Raw genomic sequence first — 15,157 nt, 5'->3', positions numbered from 1 at the left:
CGCGGAAAAGGGGCGGGGCGGCCCGGTTGGGGACGGCAGTCGGCCGGGCCACCCCGCCGGTCAGCGGGCGCTCAGGGCCTCGGTCAGGTGAGCGTCGAAGTCCTTGGCGGCGTCGGCGATCGGCCGGCGTCCGGTGGCGATGTCGGCGAAGAAGGTGTTGATCGACTTGTCACTCTCGATCGTCGCCCAGCCCGGCGCGGCCGGGGTCGCGACGCTGGTCTTGGCCGCGGTGGCGAAGGCGGCGTTGACCGGCGGCAGGGTGGGCGTGATCTCGTCGATCAGCTCGGTGGAGACGGGCGTCCAGCCGTCGATGCCGACGATCGCCTGGCGCTGCACCTCGGGGCTCGTCGCGGCCTTGAGGTAGGCCAGCGCGAGGTCCTGGTTGTGGCTCTTGGCCGCGACGACGAGGTCGGACCCGCCGAGGAACACCGGCTGCGTCTTCCCGGGGGTGGCGCTGGGGAACGGGAAGGTGCCGAGGCGGTCCTTCAGCTCCGGCTTGTTCTTGACCACGGTGTTGACGCTCGTGTCGAGGATCGCCCCGGCGCCGCCGGCGGAGAAGATCGCGGCCTGGTCGGGGGCCTTGGTGTCGACGTTGCGGGACGCGGGGGAGGAGTACGCGTTCTGGAAGTCCTTCCAGGCCTGCAGGCCCTTCTGCGCCTCGGGGCTTTCCAGCGCCCCGGTCCACTTCCCGTCCTTCTGCGTGGCGAGCTGGCCGCCGGCGTCCCAGACGAACTGGAGCGCGCCGTACCAGTACTTGCCGGGGAAGTGGAAGGCCGAGTAGTCCGCCGCGGGGTGCTTGGCCTTGATCTTGTCGAGGTCCTGGGTGAGCTCCGTGAAGGTCTTCGGCGGGGCGGTGATCCCGGCGTCGGCCCAGACCTGCTTGTCGTAGATCACCGAGCGGTTGCCCGCGAACAGGGGCGCGCCGTAGAGGTTTCCGTCCACTGTGGCCGGTCCGGCGAGTCCGTCCAGCCAGTGCTGCCCGGCCGAGAGCTCGTCGCGGTGCGGGGTGAGGTCGGTGAGCGCGCCGTTGGCGGCGAAGAGCGGGACGTTCGTGTTGCCGATCTCGATGACGTCGGGCGTGTTGTCCTGCGCCAGGGCGGTGCTGATCTTGGTGTTGATGTTGTCCCACTCCTGGATCTGCACGGTGACCTTCGCGCCGGTGGCCTTCTCGAAGGCGGCGTTGATCGCCGCGGTGGCCTTGTCGGACAGGTCGCCGTTCATCAGCCAGACGGTCAGCTGCCCGCCCCCTTGAGCGGCGGGGGCGGCGGGGGTGTCGGTGCCGCAAGCGGCACTGGCGGTCACGGCGGCGACGGCCAGTGCGGCGGCGAAGGTGCGTCTGCGCATGGAAGTTCCCGGGGAGTGAGGTAGCGGGGGAGATTGCGTGGGGTGGCCGCGGCCCGGGCTGGTCCCTGGAACCCGGGCCGCGGCCGGATCTGTGTGGTGCCGGACTTCAGCAGTGGCCGAGGTCGGCCCACTGCGCGGTGAGCCCGGGCTCGGAGCCCTGGGTCCACCAGTTCGCCTGCCAGAGGTGGGCGTTGTGCTTGACCCGCTGGCCGCCGAGGTACACCGTGCCCCAGTCCCACTCCGCCGCCGTCGAGCAGTTGGCGGGCTGGGACGGCGTGGTGGGTGTCGTGGGCGTGGTCGGGGTGGTGGGCGTCGTGGTCGCCGGCGGGGTCGTCGGCGTCGTGCAGCCGTTCACGGTGTCCACATGGGACGTTCCGGCGGTCCGGTACGAACCCGCGCGCGCGACGGCGTCCGACGGCGACACCACCTGGTTGCCCGCGTAGTACGTCCAGTCGACCTGCTCGGTGTAGACGCTGTTGCCGCTCGTGTGCCCGGCCGTGTCGATGAACCACATGTTGTAGTTGATCGACATCGGCGTCCGCGGGGTCACCGGGTCGCCCTGGGCGTCGGTGGTGTGGTCCGCGGTGAGCTGGCCGTCGATGTAGTACTTCACGTGCCCGCCCGACACCTGCGTCACGATGTCGTGCCAGCCGGCGAAGCTGCGGTTCTGCGCGGTGGACGTGCGCAGGCCGTCCCACGTGGGGTTGTTCCAGTAGGTGTACCAGCTGGTCTGGTAGTTCGCGGTCGAGCCGCCCCAGCCGCCGTTGGGCAGGTACTCCGAGAAGTCCAGCTCGCTGTAGAGGGGGTCGCGGTCGTACCGCAGCGGCGAGATCGTGAAGTACGTTTCGTTGACGTGGTCGCCGTCGGTGCCGCTGTCCGGCGCGTCGGTGAAGCGGACCCGGCTCGCGTACGTGCCTTCGAAGAACCGCAGCCGGTTCTGGTACATCTCGGAGTGCGTCGTGCCGGCCGCGCTGCCGTCGGTGCTGGCGGCGAGCTGGGCGACGCGCTCGCCGTTCACCGTCGGGAAGCTGACGTTGCTCGTGAGCCAGCGCGCGCCGGCCACGCCGGGACTGCCGACGTCGTTGCGGGTGGTCCAGCCGGCGCCGCCGAACGCGGAGTCGGTGGGGGAGGCGTAGTGGAAGTCGTCGAACAGCACACCGCAGTCGGCGGCCGCCGCGGCCGGCGGGCTGGCGGCGGCCCCACCGGAAAGGATCAGGGCCGTCGCCGCCACGGTCGCGACGCTCGTCAGTGCTGCTGTGGTGGTCCGGATTCTGCGGGACATGGGTCTCCTCCTGAGGATGGCCGTCCGCCGGGAGAGCTCCCTGATTGGTCTAGACGAATCAGGTGGCGAGGACTTTCCTCCTGACCATTGGTCATGTCAAGACCGCTACAGAACTTACCTTTGGTAATTTTCGCAGGTGCCGGCCCGGATGGTAGAAATCGAACGCAGCCGACGAACCGGGAGCGGGGTGACCATGACGACGTCCGAAGTCACCGAGCCGATCCTGCCCGGGCCCGCGCACGCCTTCGCGTCCCTGCTCGACGTCCCCGTGCCGGACGACGCCCTGCCGCTGCTGTGGCACTGGTTCTACCTGCTCGACCGCCCGGCCCAGGCCGACCTCGGCCCGGACGGCCACCCGGTCCGAGGCGCGACGCCGGGCCCGGGACGGCGGCGCATGTGGGCCGGCGGCCGTGTCCGCACGCCCGGTGCGCTGCGCTTCGGCGAGCCCGCCACCCGGCGGTCGGAAGTCCTCGCGGTGCGCGAGAAGGAGGGCCGGTCCGGGCCGCTCACGTTCGTCACGGTGGCGCACCGGATCACGCAGGCGGGCCGGCTCGTGGTCGACGAGGAACAGGACCTCGTCTACCGCGCCGGTTCCGCGCTCGACACCCTCCCGGACGACGGCCCCGAGGTGCCGCCGTCCCCGGACGAGTGGTCGATCGACGTGACCCCGACGCTGCTGTTCCGCTTCTCCGCGTTGACCTACAACGCCCACCGCATCCACTACGACCGCGACTACAGCCGCGACGTGGAGGGGTACCCGGGGCTGCTGACGCACGGCCCGCTGCAGGCGGTGGCGATGGCGGAGGCCGCGCGGGCCCGCGGCGTGGACGGCGCGCTGGAGTTCGAGTACCGGCTGGTGGCGCCGCTGTTCGACCACCAGGGCCTGATCGTCTCCGCCGCGCCGGGGGTGGAGACGACGACCGCCGCCCGCGACCGGCACGGTCGGCGGACGGCGATCGGCACCCTGCGCAAGCCGCGGGGGTGAGGTCTTTCAGACCCCGGCCGGCTTCACCTCCGGAGCCGTCTGGGCGAGCCGCGCCGCCCGCGTCCGGGGGCCGAACGCCGCCAGTACCAGCGCGCCGACCAGCCACGTCCCCGCGATGAAGAAGAACACGCTCCGGTAGCCGCTCCCGTTGTACAGCGCGGCGACGATCAACGGCCCCACCGCGTTGGACAGCCGGCCGAGCCCGTAGGACACGCCCGTGCCCAGCGACCGGCCCCGCGTGTCGAACAGCTCGGGCGAATACGCGTACCCCAGCGCCGTGTACCCGCGCTCGAACAGGTTCACCAGGAAGCCGAACACCACGATGAGGACCGGGTTGAACGTGAGCCCGTAGAACAGGCCGCACAGCGCGATGACCGCGCCGAACGCGACCAGGCACCACTTGCGCTCGAACCGGTCCGTCACCAGCGCCGCGAGGTAGGACCCCAGCGGCGCGCCGACCGTCGTCAAAGCCACGTAGAACACCGACTTCTCAACGCTGAAGCCCTCCTTGGCCAGCAGCGTCGGCGCCCAGCTCGAGTAGCCGAAGAAGCCGATCGTCTGCGTCACCCACAGGACCGTCAGCAGCAACGTCGGCATCAGGTACTTCTTCTGCAGCAGCAACCGCAGCGGCGCCTTCGCGACCGTGGCCTCCTCGATCGGCGGCGCCGGCTCCGGCAGCGGGCCCTTCTCCGCCGCGACGCGCTCCTCGATCTCCCGCAGCACCGCGTCCGCCTTGGCGTGCTCGCCCCGGCTCTCGTACCAGCGCGGCGACTCCTTCAGCTGCCGCGTGAACAGCACCAGCAGCACGCCGAGCGCGCCCCACAGGTACACGAGCCGCCACGACCAGGAGTTGATCGGCACCACGGCGCTCGCGATCAGGTTGGTCACCGGCGTGCCGCAGATGCCGATCACGATCGCGTAGGCCTGGTACTTGCCGCGGCTCGCCGCCGGGTACAGCTCGCTGACGTAGATGACCGCGACGACCGTCATCGCCGAAAGGCCCGCCGACGTCAGGATGCGGAACACGCCGAGCGACACGATGTCCCAGGAGAACACCGCGGCGAAGGAGAAGACGCCGAACCAGACGGTCGTCCACATGAGAGCGTTCTTCCGGCCCCAGCGGTCGGCGAGCTTGCTCGCGATGATCGACCCGAAGAACATGCCGACGAAGGAAAGCGAGGTCACGTAGGCGACCTGGTTGACCGTCACGCCCCACAGCTTGATCAGCTTGGGCGCGGTGGTGGCGAAGCTGTTGATGTCCGCGAACTCGAAGAAGTAGGCGAACGAGACGGCGAGCAGGGTGACCTTGTGGAACCGCGAGATCGGCAGGCGGTTCAGCCGGTTGAACGCGTTGGCGTGCTGCATTGCATGCCCTTCGGGGGTTTCAGGGGTTTCAGGCGGTTTCGCCGGGCCAGTAGAGGCGCAGGGGGTTGTCGACCAGGAGCTTCCGCCGCAGCTCGGCGGTTTCGGCGATCCGCGGGACGTGGTCGACGAGCAGCCCGTCGTCGGGCATGTGGTTCTTCAGGTTCGGGTGCGGCCAGTCGGTGCCCCACAGCACCCGGTCCGGGAACTCCGTGACGACGCGCCGGGCGAACGGGACGACGTCGGTGTAGGCGTGCCGTTCGCCGTCGAGGGCGGGCGGGCCGGTGACGGTGAGGCGCTCCGGGCAGCTGACCTTCACGAAGACGTCGTTCTCGTCGACGAAGCCGAGGAACCGCGCGAACTCCGGGCCGTCCACGGGTTTCGTGACGTCGGGGCGTCCCATGTGGTCGATCACGAGCGGCGCGGGCAGCGCACCGAAGAAGTCCTCGAGCTCGGGCAGGTCGGCGGCTTCGAAGTAGAGCACGACGTGCCAGCCGAGCGGGGCGATCTTCTTCGCGATCGTGCTCAGGTCCTCTTTGGGCGCGGCGTCGACGAGCCGCTTCACGAAGTTGAACCGCACTCCGCGCACGCCGGCGGCGTCGAGTTCGCGCAGCTCCTGGTCGCCGATGTCGGGACGGACGGTCGCGATGCCGCGGGCCCGGCCCTCCGCCGCGCGGACGGCGTCGAGCATGGCGGAGTTGTCCGCGCCGTGGCAGGTGGCCTGCACGATGACGTTGCGTGTGACGCCCAGGTGGTCCCGCAGCGCGAAGAGCTGGTCCTTGCTCGCGTCGCAGGGCGTGTACTTGCGTTCGGGGGCGAACGGGAACTCCGCCTGCGGGCCGAACACGTGGCAGTGGGCGTCGACGGTGCCCGGCGGCAGCGCGAAGTCCGGTGTGGACGGACCCGCGTACCAGTCGAGCCAGCCGGGCGTTTGGGGTTCGGTCACCGGCCTTGTCCCTTCAGGAGTGCGTCCAGGCGCGGGTAGACGGCGCGGACGTTGTGCTCCCGGATCGCGGCCCAGTCCTCTTCGGACAGTTTCGCGGCTTCGGCGTACCGGCGGGTGTCGTCGAAGTGGTGGCCGGTCCGCGGGTCGACGCTGCGGACGGCGCCGATCATCTCCGAGGCGAACAGGATGTTGCGCGCGGGGATGACGTCGAAGAGCAGGTCCGAACCCGGCTGGTGGTAGACGCAGGTGTCGAAGAAGACGTTGCCCAGCACGTGCTCCTCGAGGTCCGGCTTGCCCAGCGCCATCGCGAGGCCGCGGAACCGGCCCCAGTGGTACGGGACCGCGCCGCCGCCGTGCGGGATGACCAGCCGCAGGGTGGGGAAGTCGGTGAACAGGTCGCCCTGCACGAGCTGCATGAACGCGGTCGTGTCGGCGTTGAGGTAGTGCGCGCCGGTGGTGTGGAACGCCGGGTTGACGCTCGTGCTGACGTGCACCATCGCCGGGACGTCGTACTCGACCATCTTCTCGTAGATCGGGTACCACGACCGGTCGGTGAGCGGCGGGGCCGTCCAGTGCCCGCCGCTGGGGTCGGGGTTGAGGTTCACCGCGACGGCGCCGTACTCCTCGACGCAGCGGATCAGCTCGGGAACGCAGGTGGCCGGGTCGACGCCCGGGGACTGCGGGAGCATCGCGGCCGGGGCGAACCGCTCCGGGTAGAGCGCGCTGACGCGGTGGCAGAGTTCGTTGCAGATCGAGGCCCACTGCGCCGACGTCGAGAAGTCGCCGACGTGGTGGGCCATGAACGAGGCGCGCGGCGAGAAGATCGTGAGGTCGATGCCGCGTTCGTCCATGAGCCGGAGCTGGTTCGGCTCGATCGTCTCGCGCAGCTCGTCGTCGCTGATCCGCAGGTCGGCGCGCGAAGGGGCGACGCCGGGGTCGTCCAGCGACGCGATCTGCTGGTCGCGCCACGCCGCGAGGGCGGGGGGCGCGGTCGTGTAGTGGCCGTGGCAGTCGATGATCAAGGTGGTTCCTCGTCGCTCCGCATGCTTGATACTCGCACACTAATCGTCGATGAAATTGTTGACAATATCTACGACGAGATTGACCCGCTGAAGTCGGTTGGTGACGGACGCGCAGCTGCCCCGCTCCGGTGGGCCAGAGCGGGGCAGCGGGCGTCCGGGAGGGTCAGGCGTTCTGCGCCGAAGCCGGTTCGGGCTGCCCGGACTTCGTCGCGTAGGCGCCGTTGCGCCGAACCAGCGCCACCATCACCGCGCCGAGCAGGCCGGCGATCGCGAAGACGACGAAGCCGAGGGAGTTCAGCCCGCCGGCGACCAGGATGCCGCCCAGCCACGGCCCGAACACCGCGCCCGTCCGGCCCACGCCGGACACCCAGCCGAGTGCCGTCGCGCGGCTGTCGGCGGGGTAGTAGGCGCCGACCGCCGCGTAGATGAGCGTCTGCGCGCTGAACAGCCAGGCACCGGTGAGGAACACGACCACGTACGTCACGACCAGCGGCATGTGCACCGCCAGCAGCCCGACGCCGCACGCCGTCAGCGCGAACCAGATGATCGCGACCGGCCGGGCCCCGAACCGGTCCGCGAGCCGTCCGGCGACGAGCATGCCCGCGATCCCGCCGAGGTTGATCACCAGCAGGAAGCTGATGGCTGAGCCGAGGTTGTAGCCGCTGCCGCGCATCATCGTCGGCAGCCAGGTGTTCACGCCGTACACCAGCAGCAGCCCGGCGAACGAGGCGATCCAGAACAGCAGCGTCGTCATCCGCACCGACGGCGTGAAGAGGCCGCGCAGCCCGCCGCGCCGGTCTTCGGCCGGTTCGGGTGCGAACGTGTCGAGGGAGACCGCGAACTTGTCCGCGATCGCCTGCGCCCGCCCGGTCTTCCCCTTGGCCAGCAGGAAGGTCATCGACTCCGGCAGCAGGAAGAAGACCACCGGCAGCACCACGATGAGCAGCAGCGCACCGATCCAGTACACCGAGCGCCACCCCAGCGACTGGACGAGCGTCATCCCCAGCGCGCCGGCCAGCGCGCCGCCGGCCTGGTGGGCCGTCATCACGGTGGTGACGGCGAGGTTCCGCCGCCACGACGGCGCGTACTCCATGACCATCGCGATCGCCGACGGCAGCAGCCCGCCGAGCCCGATCCCGGCGACGAACCGCGCCGCGCCGAAGAGCGCGACCGTCGGCGCGGCGGCGCAGGCGGCCGCGGCCAGCGAGAAGACCACGACGCCGGTGATGATGATCTTCCGGCGGCCGACGCGGTCGGTGAGGATGCCGGCCCCGAGCGCGCCGAGCATCATCCCGAACGTCGTCAGGCTGCCGATGTTCCCGCCGCTGACCGGGGTCAGGCCGAAGCTCTTGTCGGCCAGCACGCCCGGCAGCGTCGCCCCGTAGACGAACAGGTCCAGCCCGTCCAGCAACACGAGGACCCAGCACAACGCGGTCACTCGGATGGAGAGCCGGACCGTGGCGGCGGCCGTGCCGCCGAGTTCTCGTGCGGACATCTTCGTCCCTTTCGTCCGGGCCGGCGAAGGAGTCCGAAGCTACATCCGATGAGATATTGAACACAAGAGTTACGTCAAGATTGTTGACAATCCTGTGAATCAGCTATGTACGCGAGCTGGTCGCGGGCCGCGCTCGCGACGTCCGCGCGCACGTCCAGCTCGCCGAGCATCTCCGCGGCGGCCGCCATCTCGGCGGTCCGGCGGACGGCGTGCTTGATCGAGCCGTCGACGAGCCGGTCGACGGTCGCCGCGTTCGCCGCGGTGAGCTCGTCGACGATGATCTTCCGGAGCCAGTCCTCGCAGCCCGCGGCGCGCGCGGCGGTCAGCGCTTCGACGACGGCGGCCGACATGCCCTTGAAGAAGACGCTGCGCAGCAGCTTGCGCTCGGCGGCGAGCCCGGCGTCGCCGGGCATGACCTCGACCGCGGCGCCGAACGTGTTCAGGGTTCCGGCGGCGGTTTCGGCGGCGGCGCCGGTGGCGAGCATCGGGACGCGCAGGCCGCGGCCCGGCACCGGCGCCATGATGGCGATGTCGGCGAACGGCACGCCGTGCTCGGCGGCGAGGGCGGCCAGCCTGCGCTTGGTGCCTGGGGAGGCGGTGTTCAGGTCGGCCCAGGCGGCGCCGGTCTTCAGGCCGGCGAGGCCGGCTTCGAGCGCGTCGACGGCCGCGGACGCGCTGTTCACGCTGAGCACCAGGTCGGCGCCGTCGGCGGCTTCGGCCTCGGAGCCGGTCGAGACGACGCTCTCGGCGGCGGGGACGGCCGGGTCGTACCCGCGCACGACAGCGCCGGCGGCGACCAGGTCGCGGGCGAGCGCGCTACCCGCTTCGCCGAGTCCCAGTACCGCGATGGTTCCGGTCATAGCAGAATCCTCTCTACAAGCTACGATCGAGTACACGATGTTCTCGACAAAATTGTCAACAAATGGAGCTGAAGGATGACCGAGAGTGCTGCGGACGGGCAGCCGGGGGAGCGTTCCGTGGTGGCGGCCATCCGGGACGCCATCGTCCGCGGCGAGTTCGTGCCCAACCAGCGGCTGGTGGAGGCGGACCTTTCCAGCCAGTTCGCCGCGAGCCGCGCGACGGTGCGTGCCGCGCTGATCGAGCTGACCAACGAAGGGCTCGTCGAGCGCGTGCAGAACCGCGGCGCCCGGGTGCGCGCGGTTTCGCTGGAAGAGGCCGTCGAGATTTCCGAGGTCCGCATGATGCTGGAGTCGCTGTGCGCGGCGAAGGCGGCGGAACGCATTTCCGACGCGGAGATCAATGAGCTGGAAGAGCTCGGCGAGCTGATGCAACAGGCCGTGGCGGCCGGTGACGTGGTCGGGTATTCGGGCCTCAACCAGCGGCTGCACCGCCGGGTCCGCGAGATCAGCGGCCAGCGCACGGCGGCGCAGGTGCTGGAGCGGCTGCGCGGGCAGAGCGTGCGCCACCAGTTCCGGCTGGCGATGCGCCCGGGCCGGCCCCAGGTGTCGCTCCCGGAGCACCTGGCGATCATCGACGCGATTTGCGCACACCGCCCGGACCGCGCGGCGGACGCGGCGCGGGCGCACCTGGGGAGCGTGATCGAGGCCTTGAAGGCGGCCGATGCCGCGGAGGTTTCGCACCTGCGCCCCTGATCTGGCGGGCCGCTCCTCGCTCGCCGCATCTGCTCGCCAAAATTGTTGACAATTTCGTCAACCGAACCGTACCGTGGGCCGTATGAAGCCCGTCATCGTCACCGATCCGCCGCGTGCCGACCTGGAGCAGGTCGCCCGCCTGGCCGACTACGGCGTCGCCACCGTTCATGAGGCTCTCGGGCGCTCCGGGCTGCTCGGCCCGGACCTTCGCCCGATCCAGGACGGCGCGCGCATGGGCGGCACCGCCGTCACCGCGCTCTGCTGGCCCGGTGACAACCTCATGATCCACGCGGCCGTCGAGCAGTGCCGGGAAGGCGATGTCCTGGTCGTCACCACCACTTCGCCGTGCCGCGACGGGCTCTTCGGCGAACTCTTCGCCACCGCCCTGCGCTACCGCGGTGTCAAGGGCCTGGTCACCACCACCGGCGTCCGCGACGTCACCGACCTGCGCGCGCTCGGCTTTCCCGTGTGGTCGGCCGACGTCAGCGCGCAGGGCACCGTCAAGGCGACCGCCGGTGCCGTCAACGTCCCCGTCGTCATCGGGGGCCAGGTGATCCGCCCCGGCGACGCCATCCTCGCCGACGACGACGGCGTCATGCGCGTCCGCCGCGAAGATGTCCAAATCGGACTCGAAGCCTCCCAGGCCCGCCTCGAAAAGGAAGCCGCCGCACGGGAAGCGTTCGCCCAGGGGCAGCTCGGCCTCGACCGCTACGGCCTGCGCGAGAAGCTCGAAACCCTCGGCGTCCGCTACCTGAGCGCCGAGGAGTACGAGAAGGAGCAGGCATGACCGGCGTGCGCTGCATGCTCCTGCGCGGGGGCACCTCCAAGGGCGCCTACTTCCTCGCCGAAGACCTCCCCGCCGACCCGAAGACCCGCGACGACCTCCTGATGCGGATCATGGGCACCCCCGACCCGCGTCAGATCGACGGCATCGGTGGCGCGCAGCCGGTCACCAGCAAGGTCGCCATCGTGTCCAAGGCGGACGGACAAGACCACGACATCGACTACCTGTTCCTGCAGCTCGGCGTCGAAGAACCCACCGTCTCCGACCGGCAGACCTGCGGCAACCTCCTGGCCGGCGTCGGGCAGTTCGCCGTCGAACGGGGACTCGTGCCCGCCGGGGACGAGCGCACCACCGTGCGCGTGCGGCTGGTCAACACCGGCACCATCGCCGTCTCGACCTTCGCGACCCCCGGCGGCGAAGTCGACTACAGCGGCGACACGGCGATCTCCGGCGTCCCCGGCACCGCCGCCCCGGTCGAGCTCGACTTCACCGAGACCGAAGGGTCGGTCTGCGGCAGCCTCCTGCCCACCGGCAACGTCCGCGACGACGTCGGCGGCATCACGGTCACCTGCGTGGACAACGGGATGCCGGTCGTCGTCGCCCGCGCCGAGGACCTCGGCGAGGAACCGGGGCTCGCCGACCGGATCGACGCCCTGCGCGTCGAAGCCGGGAAGCTGATGGGCCTCGGCGACGTCCGCGGCTCGTCGGTCCCCAAGACGACGCTCGTCTCCGCGCCCCGCGCCGGCGGCGCCATTGCCACCCGCACGTTCATCCCGGTCAAGCAGCACCCGTCGATCGGCGTGCTCGGCGGGGTCAGCGTCGTGACGGCGTTGCTGCTCGACGGCGCCGTCGGGAGCGAGCTCCTCCGGAAACCGGCGGACGGCGAGCCGGTCGAGATCGAGCACCCGAGCGGCAAGCTCGCGGTGGCGATCGAGTTCGACGGATCCCGCGTCCGCCGGTCGACGGTGATCCGTACCGCGCGGAAGCTGTTCGACGGCACCGTCTTCCCCCGTCCCTGAGGAGATCCCGATGCCCCAGCCCTCGCCCCGCCACGAGATCGCGCACCTCGGTCACGTCGAGCTGTTCACCCCGGAACCGGAGAAGAGCCTGGACTTCTTCGTCCGCGTGCTCGGGCTGACCGAGAACGGCACCGACGGCGACTCCGTCTACCTGCGCACCTGGGACGACTACGAGCACCACAGCCTGAAGCTCACCGCGGCGAAGACGTCCGGGGTCGGGCGGACGGCGGTGCGCGCGTCCAGTGAAGAGGCCCTCAAACGGCGCGTGGTCGCGCTGGAGGAACGCGGGCTCGGCGTCGGCTGGGTCGACGGCGACACCGGGATCGGCCCCACCTACCTGTTCCGCGACCCGGACGGCCACGAGCTCGAGGTCTACTGGGAAACCGAGCGCTACCAGCCGCCCGAGCACCTGCGGCCGGCGCTGAAGAACCAGGCGCAGGCCTACCCGGGGCGCGGGGTCGGCGTCCGGCGCCTCGACCACGTCAACTACCTGGCGCGCGAGGCCGAGGTCAACGGCCGGTTCATCTGCGACGCGCTGGGCGGCCGGGTCACCGAGCAGATCCAGCTCGACAGCGGTGTGATTTCGGGGCAGTGGACGCACTTCGCGCAGAAGTCCTACGACATCGTCTACACGACCGACTGGACGAAGTCGAACGGGCGCCTGCACCACATCGCGTTCGCGACCGACACGCGCGAGGACATCCTGCGGGCGGCCGACATCGCGCTCGACAACGACGTCCACATCGAGACCGGGCCGCACAAGCACGCGATCCAGCAGACGTTCTTCCTCTACCTGTACGAACCGGGCGGCAACCGCATCGAGCTGTGCAACCCGACCGGACGGCTGATCTTCGCGCCGGACTGGGAGCCGGTCACGTGGACCGAGGCCGAGCGGGCCAAGGGGCAGGCGTGGGGGTTGAAGACGATCGAGTCGTTCCACACGCACGGGACGCCGCCGGTGGCGTGATCAGGACACGTCCGCGGTGGGGCGCCGGCTGAGCTCGCGGAAGGCGTCGGCGACGCGGCAGAGGTAGTCGGTGTCGCTGCCGAGGTCCTGTCCACCTTGGACGGTCGTCTCGGGTTCGAGCGGCGCCAGGCCGGCTTCGCGGGCGCGCAGGGCGGCCAGGATCTCGGCGGCCTCCTGCTGTTCCCCGGTGCCGGACCCGGTGCGGTACGGGCGGATGACGAGCAGGCCGTCGCGGATCTCGATGACGCGCCGGTAGAGCTGCAGCCGCGTCGGGAAGACGGTGGTGCGCGGGGGTTCCAGTGCGATCGCGGGTTCGGCCCGGTAGAGGGCCAGCCAGAGCGGGCCGAGCCGGCGGTACTGCCGGTGGCGGCGCAGCCAGCCGGCCACCGCGGGCGCGCCGACGCCGACGAGCACGAGCAGGTGCGCGGTGGTGGGGAGTGCCTTGCTGAGCAGGAAACCCCGGCCATAGTCGAAGTCGAAGGGGAGTCGCGAGGTCATCGCGACGAGCGTCCGGACGACCATGTACCCGGCCGCGGCGACGACCCCGGCGACGACCAGGCCGAGCCCGGCCCGCAGAATCCGGTCCGGCGCCCGGCGCGCGTCCTGCAGGCAGAGCCGGGCGATGACCGCGAACTCGGGCAGCAGCGCGACGGCGTAGGCGATGCAGTACTCCATGACGAACGGCGACTGCGGCAGCACATCGGGGGCCAGCCCGAAGGTGACGATCATCGCGGCGCCACCGAAGAGCGCCCAGGCGGTGTGACGGTGGGCGCTCGCGGTGAGTCCGTGCAGCCGGAGGAGGAGCTGAGCGCCGGCCCAGACCGCGCCGAGCATGGCGAGGTGGGCGACGAGCAGCTCGACACTGGCGGCGCCGACCTCCCGGGTGAAGCCGCGGACGGCTGGGGTGAGAGCGGTTTGGGAGATGGCGAGGCCCAGTACGCAGAACCGCACGAGCCGGCGGCCGGGGGCGGGGCCGGGGCGGAGGAAGAGCAGCAGGATCCAGGCGAGGGCGGCTGGGCCGTAGCGGCGGATGACCTCACCCACGGTCGCCGCCGCTCGCCGGCCGGGTTTGGGGAGTGCGGTCGCGGGCGCTCGGTGGCGTAGCCGGGTTGGTGCTGGCGATGAGGTCCTGCGCACTCGGCGGTGCGGCCGGGGCGGTGCGGGGGATGTTCGCCCGCTGGCTCGGTGGCGTGGCCGGGTTGGTGCTGGCGATGAGGTCCTGCGCAGGCGGCGGCGCGGCCGGGGCGGTGCGGGGGATGTTCGCCCGCCGGCTCGGCGGCGTGGTCGGGCCGGTGTGGGGGATGGGCGCATGCCCGCTCGCCGACGTGGCCGGGCCGGTGCGAGAGATGTTCGCCCGCCGGCTCGGCGGCGTGGCAAGGGCGCCGCCGTTCAGCTCACCCACGGTCGCCGCCGTCCTCCAACGCCGAGCGCAGGCGGTCCGCCACCGAATCGCCGCGGTGCGCCAACCCCGTGTGCTGGCCCAGCATCGTCGCGAAGAACTCCGCCTCGCGCTCCTCCACGCTCGAATACCCCGCGCGCCCCAACACCCGGCGGACCATTGCCGGGTCCAGGCTGGGCAGCAACAACCGCATCTGCTCGGCCGGGGTGAGGGTTGCCGGGTAGTGGTCGCACAGCATGTGGCCGATCTCGTGCAGCACTATGTGGTCCTGGTGCGGTGCGCTCGTGTTGCTCTCGTACGCGATCAGGTCGGTCTTGTCCGTCGCGATCCACAGCCCGCACACCTCGGACAGCCCCGGCAGCGGCAGCAGCCGGATCGGGCGGCCGCGTCGCTCGCCCAGTGCCGCGCACAGCGCCGGCACGTCGAACGAGGCCGGCAGGTCCAGGTCCCGCAGCACCGCGGCGAACCGGTGACGCAGCTGCCGCCGCCCGCGGGCGCTCATCGTTCGGCGTCGCTCGCCGGTTCGGGCAGGCCCTCGAGCTCGCGGACGCGGTCGACCATGTCGCTGATCGCTTCGAGGCTCTTCGCCGACAACCCGCGCGCGCGGAGCGCGATCTGCCGGACCGGTGCGTCGCGGAACGCGCTGAGCAGCGTCAGCTCGGCGTCGATGCGCTCGGCTTCCGCGTCGTCGAAGAAATACGCGGGGGGCACGCCGAAAAACCCCGCGAGCGCTTCGAGGTGCCGCTTGGTCGGGTTGTCGCGCAGGCCCTTGCGCAGCTGCCACAGGTAGGTCGCGGAAATCGTCGGGCCGCCCTGGGTCCGGATCGACTCGGCGACCTCGTCGAAGGTGTACTCGTCGCCGTCGGCGGGACGCACGACGCCGAACAGGTGGTTCAGCTTCGCGGAGAGGGTCCCCGCCGCGATCTCCTCCGGCATGGC

At 71.0% G+C, this 15,157-nt stretch carries 16 protein-coding genes; 5 read left to right on the top strand and 11 right to left on the bottom strand.

Annotated features, from left to right (window positions below; all coding sequences use genetic code 11):
• Positions 1–60: 60 nt before the first annotated feature.
• Both ACZ7PG_RS03230 and ACZ7PG_RS03225 read right to left on the bottom strand, forming a co-directional pair.
• Positions 61–1,344 (bottom strand): extracellular solute-binding protein, encoded by a 1,284-nt coding sequence (locus ACZ7PG_RS03230; RefSeq protein WP_470237450.1) that lies wholly within the window; start codon positions 1,342–1,344, stop codon positions 61–63.
• Between the two features lie 106 nt (positions 1,345–1,450).
• Positions 1,451–2,626, bottom strand: coding sequence for a carbohydrate-binding protein (locus ACZ7PG_RS03225; RefSeq protein WP_470237449.1), 1,176 nt, complete (start codon positions 2,624–2,626; stop codon positions 1,451–1,453).
• A 193-nt stretch (positions 2,627–2,819) separates the two neighbouring features.
• Between ACZ7PG_RS03225 and ACZ7PG_RS03220 the strand changes: the two genes are divergently transcribed.
• Complete coding sequence (locus tag ACZ7PG_RS03220; RefSeq protein ID WP_470237448.1) at positions 2,820–3,611, top strand: HTD2 family dehydratase; 792 nt, start codon at positions 2,820–2,822, stop codon at positions 3,609–3,611.
• Positions 3,612–3,617: 6 nt separating this feature from the next.
• Here ACZ7PG_RS03220 and ACZ7PG_RS03215 read toward each other — a convergent pair whose 3' ends face one another.
• The 5 genes from ACZ7PG_RS03215 to ACZ7PG_RS03195 all read right to left on the bottom strand — a co-directional run bounded on the left by ACZ7PG_RS03215 (position 3,618) and on the right by ACZ7PG_RS03195 (position 9,296).
• Complete coding sequence (locus ACZ7PG_RS03215) at positions 3,618–4,976, bottom strand: MFS transporter (RefSeq protein ID WP_470237447.1); 1,359 nt, start codon at positions 4,974–4,976, stop codon at positions 3,618–3,620.
• A gap of 28 nt (positions 4,977–5,004) precedes the next feature.
• Complete coding sequence (locus tag ACZ7PG_RS03210; RefSeq protein ID WP_470237446.1) at positions 5,005–5,919, bottom strand: amidohydrolase family protein; 915 nt, start codon at positions 5,917–5,919, stop codon at positions 5,005–5,007.
• The gene (locus ACZ7PG_RS03205) at positions 5,916–6,941 is read right to left on the bottom strand and encodes an amidohydrolase family protein (protein ID WP_470237445.1); all 1,026 of its coding nucleotides are present in this window, start codon (positions 6,939–6,941) and stop codon (positions 5,916–5,918) included. Before ACZ7PG_RS03205 ends, ACZ7PG_RS03210 begins: the two co-directional genes overlap by 4 nt.
• A 163-nt stretch (positions 6,942–7,104) precedes the next feature.
• Positions 7,105–8,436: an MFS transporter gene (locus ACZ7PG_RS03200; protein ID WP_470237444.1), complete on the bottom strand. Its 1,332-nt coding sequence runs from the start codon at positions 8,434–8,436 to the stop codon at positions 7,105–7,107.
• A 74-nt stretch (positions 8,437–8,510) separates the two neighbouring features.
• The gene (locus tag ACZ7PG_RS03195) at positions 8,511–9,296 is read right to left on the bottom strand and encodes a DUF1932 domain-containing protein (RefSeq protein ID WP_470237443.1); all 786 of its coding nucleotides are present in this window, start codon (positions 9,294–9,296) and stop codon (positions 8,511–8,513) included.
• Between the two features lie 75 nt (positions 9,297–9,371).
• Between ACZ7PG_RS03195 and ACZ7PG_RS03190 the strand changes: the two genes are divergently transcribed.
• From ACZ7PG_RS03190 to ACZ7PG_RS03175, 4 genes are all read left to right on the top strand, one after another.
• Complete coding sequence (locus tag ACZ7PG_RS03190; protein ID WP_470237442.1) at positions 9,372–10,049, top strand: GntR family transcriptional regulator; 678 nt, start codon at positions 9,372–9,374, stop codon at positions 10,047–10,049.
• A gap of 82 nt (positions 10,050–10,131) precedes the next feature.
• Positions 10,132–10,836: a 4-carboxy-4-hydroxy-2-oxoadipate aldolase/oxaloacetate decarboxylase gene (locus ACZ7PG_RS03185; protein ID WP_470237441.1), complete on the top strand. Its 705-nt coding sequence runs from the start codon at positions 10,132–10,134 to the stop codon at positions 10,834–10,836.
• Positions 10,833–11,852: a 4-oxalomesaconate tautomerase gene (locus ACZ7PG_RS03180; protein ID WP_470237440.1), complete on the top strand. Its 1,020-nt coding sequence runs from the start codon at positions 10,833–10,835 to the stop codon at positions 11,850–11,852. Before ACZ7PG_RS03185 ends, ACZ7PG_RS03180 begins: the two co-directional genes overlap by 4 nt.
• A gap of 10 nt (positions 11,853–11,862) precedes the next feature.
• Positions 11,863–12,819 carry a catechol 2,3-dioxygenase gene (locus ACZ7PG_RS03175; protein WP_470237439.1) on the top strand — a complete coding sequence of 319 codons (957 nt, stop codon included), beginning with the start codon at positions 11,863–11,865 and terminating at the stop codon, positions 12,817–12,819.
• Here ACZ7PG_RS03175 and ACZ7PG_RS03170 read toward each other — a convergent pair whose 3' ends face one another.
• The 4 genes from ACZ7PG_RS03170 to ACZ7PG_RS03155 are packed head-to-tail and all read right to left on the bottom strand — an operon-like array spanning position 12,820 to position 15,154.
• Positions 12,820–13,863 (bottom strand): MAB_1171c family putative transporter, encoded by a 1,044-nt coding sequence (locus tag ACZ7PG_RS03170; protein ID WP_470237438.1) that lies wholly within the window; start codon positions 13,861–13,863, stop codon positions 12,820–12,822. It lies immediately after the preceding gene.
• On the bottom strand, positions 13,856–14,221 hold the full coding sequence (locus ACZ7PG_RS03165; protein ID WP_470237437.1) for a hypothetical protein: 366 nt from the start codon (positions 14,219–14,221) through the stop codon (positions 13,856–13,858). The genes ACZ7PG_RS03170 and ACZ7PG_RS03165 overlap by 8 nt, the downstream gene beginning before the upstream one ends.
• Positions 14,214–14,720, bottom strand: a complete 507-nt coding sequence (locus tag ACZ7PG_RS03160; RefSeq protein ID WP_470237436.1) for a hypothetical protein — start codon at positions 14,718–14,720, stop codon at positions 14,214–14,216. Before ACZ7PG_RS03160 ends, ACZ7PG_RS03165 begins: the two co-directional genes overlap by 8 nt.
• Positions 14,717–15,154, bottom strand: a complete 438-nt coding sequence (locus ACZ7PG_RS03155; protein WP_364524664.1) for a helix-turn-helix domain-containing protein — start codon at positions 15,152–15,154, stop codon at positions 14,717–14,719. Before ACZ7PG_RS03155 ends, ACZ7PG_RS03160 begins: the two co-directional genes overlap by 4 nt.
• Positions 15,155–15,157: the final 3 nt, after the last annotated feature.

Source organism: Amycolatopsis sp. NPDC114504 (assembly GCF_055633595.1).
Note: the sequence above shows the minus strand (reverse complement) of the source record. Positions and strands in the feature narration are given on the sequence as shown.

Coding starts and splice junctions, on each gene's coding strand:
- ACZ7PG_RS03220 (WP_470237448.1), top strand. CDS start 2,820: ATGACGACGTCCGAAGTCACCGAGCCGATCCTGCCCGGGCCCGCGCAC.
- ACZ7PG_RS03215 (WP_470237447.1), bottom strand. CDS start 4,976: ATGCAGCACGCCAACGCGTTCAACCGGCTGAACCGCCTGCCGATCTCG.
- ACZ7PG_RS03185 (WP_470237441.1), top strand. CDS start 10,132: ATGAAGCCCGTCATCGTCACCGATCCGCCGCGTGCCGACCTGGAGCAG.
- ACZ7PG_RS03225 (WP_470237449.1), bottom strand. CDS start 2,626: ATGTCCCGCAGAATCCGGACCACCACAGCAGCACTGACGAGCGTCGCG.
- ACZ7PG_RS03195 (WP_470237443.1), bottom strand. CDS start 9,296: ATGACCGGAACCATCGCGGTACTGGGACTCGGCGAAGCGGGTAGCGCG.
- ACZ7PG_RS03200 (WP_470237444.1), bottom strand. CDS start 8,436: ATGTCCGCACGAGAACTCGGCGGCACGGCCGCCGCCACGGTCCGGCTC.
- ACZ7PG_RS03160 (WP_470237436.1), bottom strand. CDS start 14,720: ATGAGCGCCCGCGGGCGGCGGCAGCTGCGTCACCGGTTCGCCGCGGTG.
- ACZ7PG_RS03180 (WP_470237440.1), top strand. CDS start 10,833: ATGACCGGCGTGCGCTGCATGCTCCTGCGCGGGGGCACCTCCAAGGGC.
- ACZ7PG_RS03155 (WP_364524664.1), bottom strand. CDS start 15,154: ATGCCGGAGGAGATCGCGGCGGGGACCCTCTCCGCGAAGCTGAACCAC.
- ACZ7PG_RS03230 (WP_470237450.1), bottom strand. CDS start 1,344: ATGCGCAGACGCACCTTCGCCGCCGCACTGGCCGTCGCCGCCGTGACC.
- ACZ7PG_RS03175 (WP_470237439.1), top strand. CDS start 11,863: ATGCCCCAGCCCTCGCCCCGCCACGAGATCGCGCACCTCGGTCACGTC.
- ACZ7PG_RS03190 (WP_470237442.1), top strand. CDS start 9,372: ATGACCGAGAGTGCTGCGGACGGGCAGCCGGGGGAGCGTTCCGTGGTG.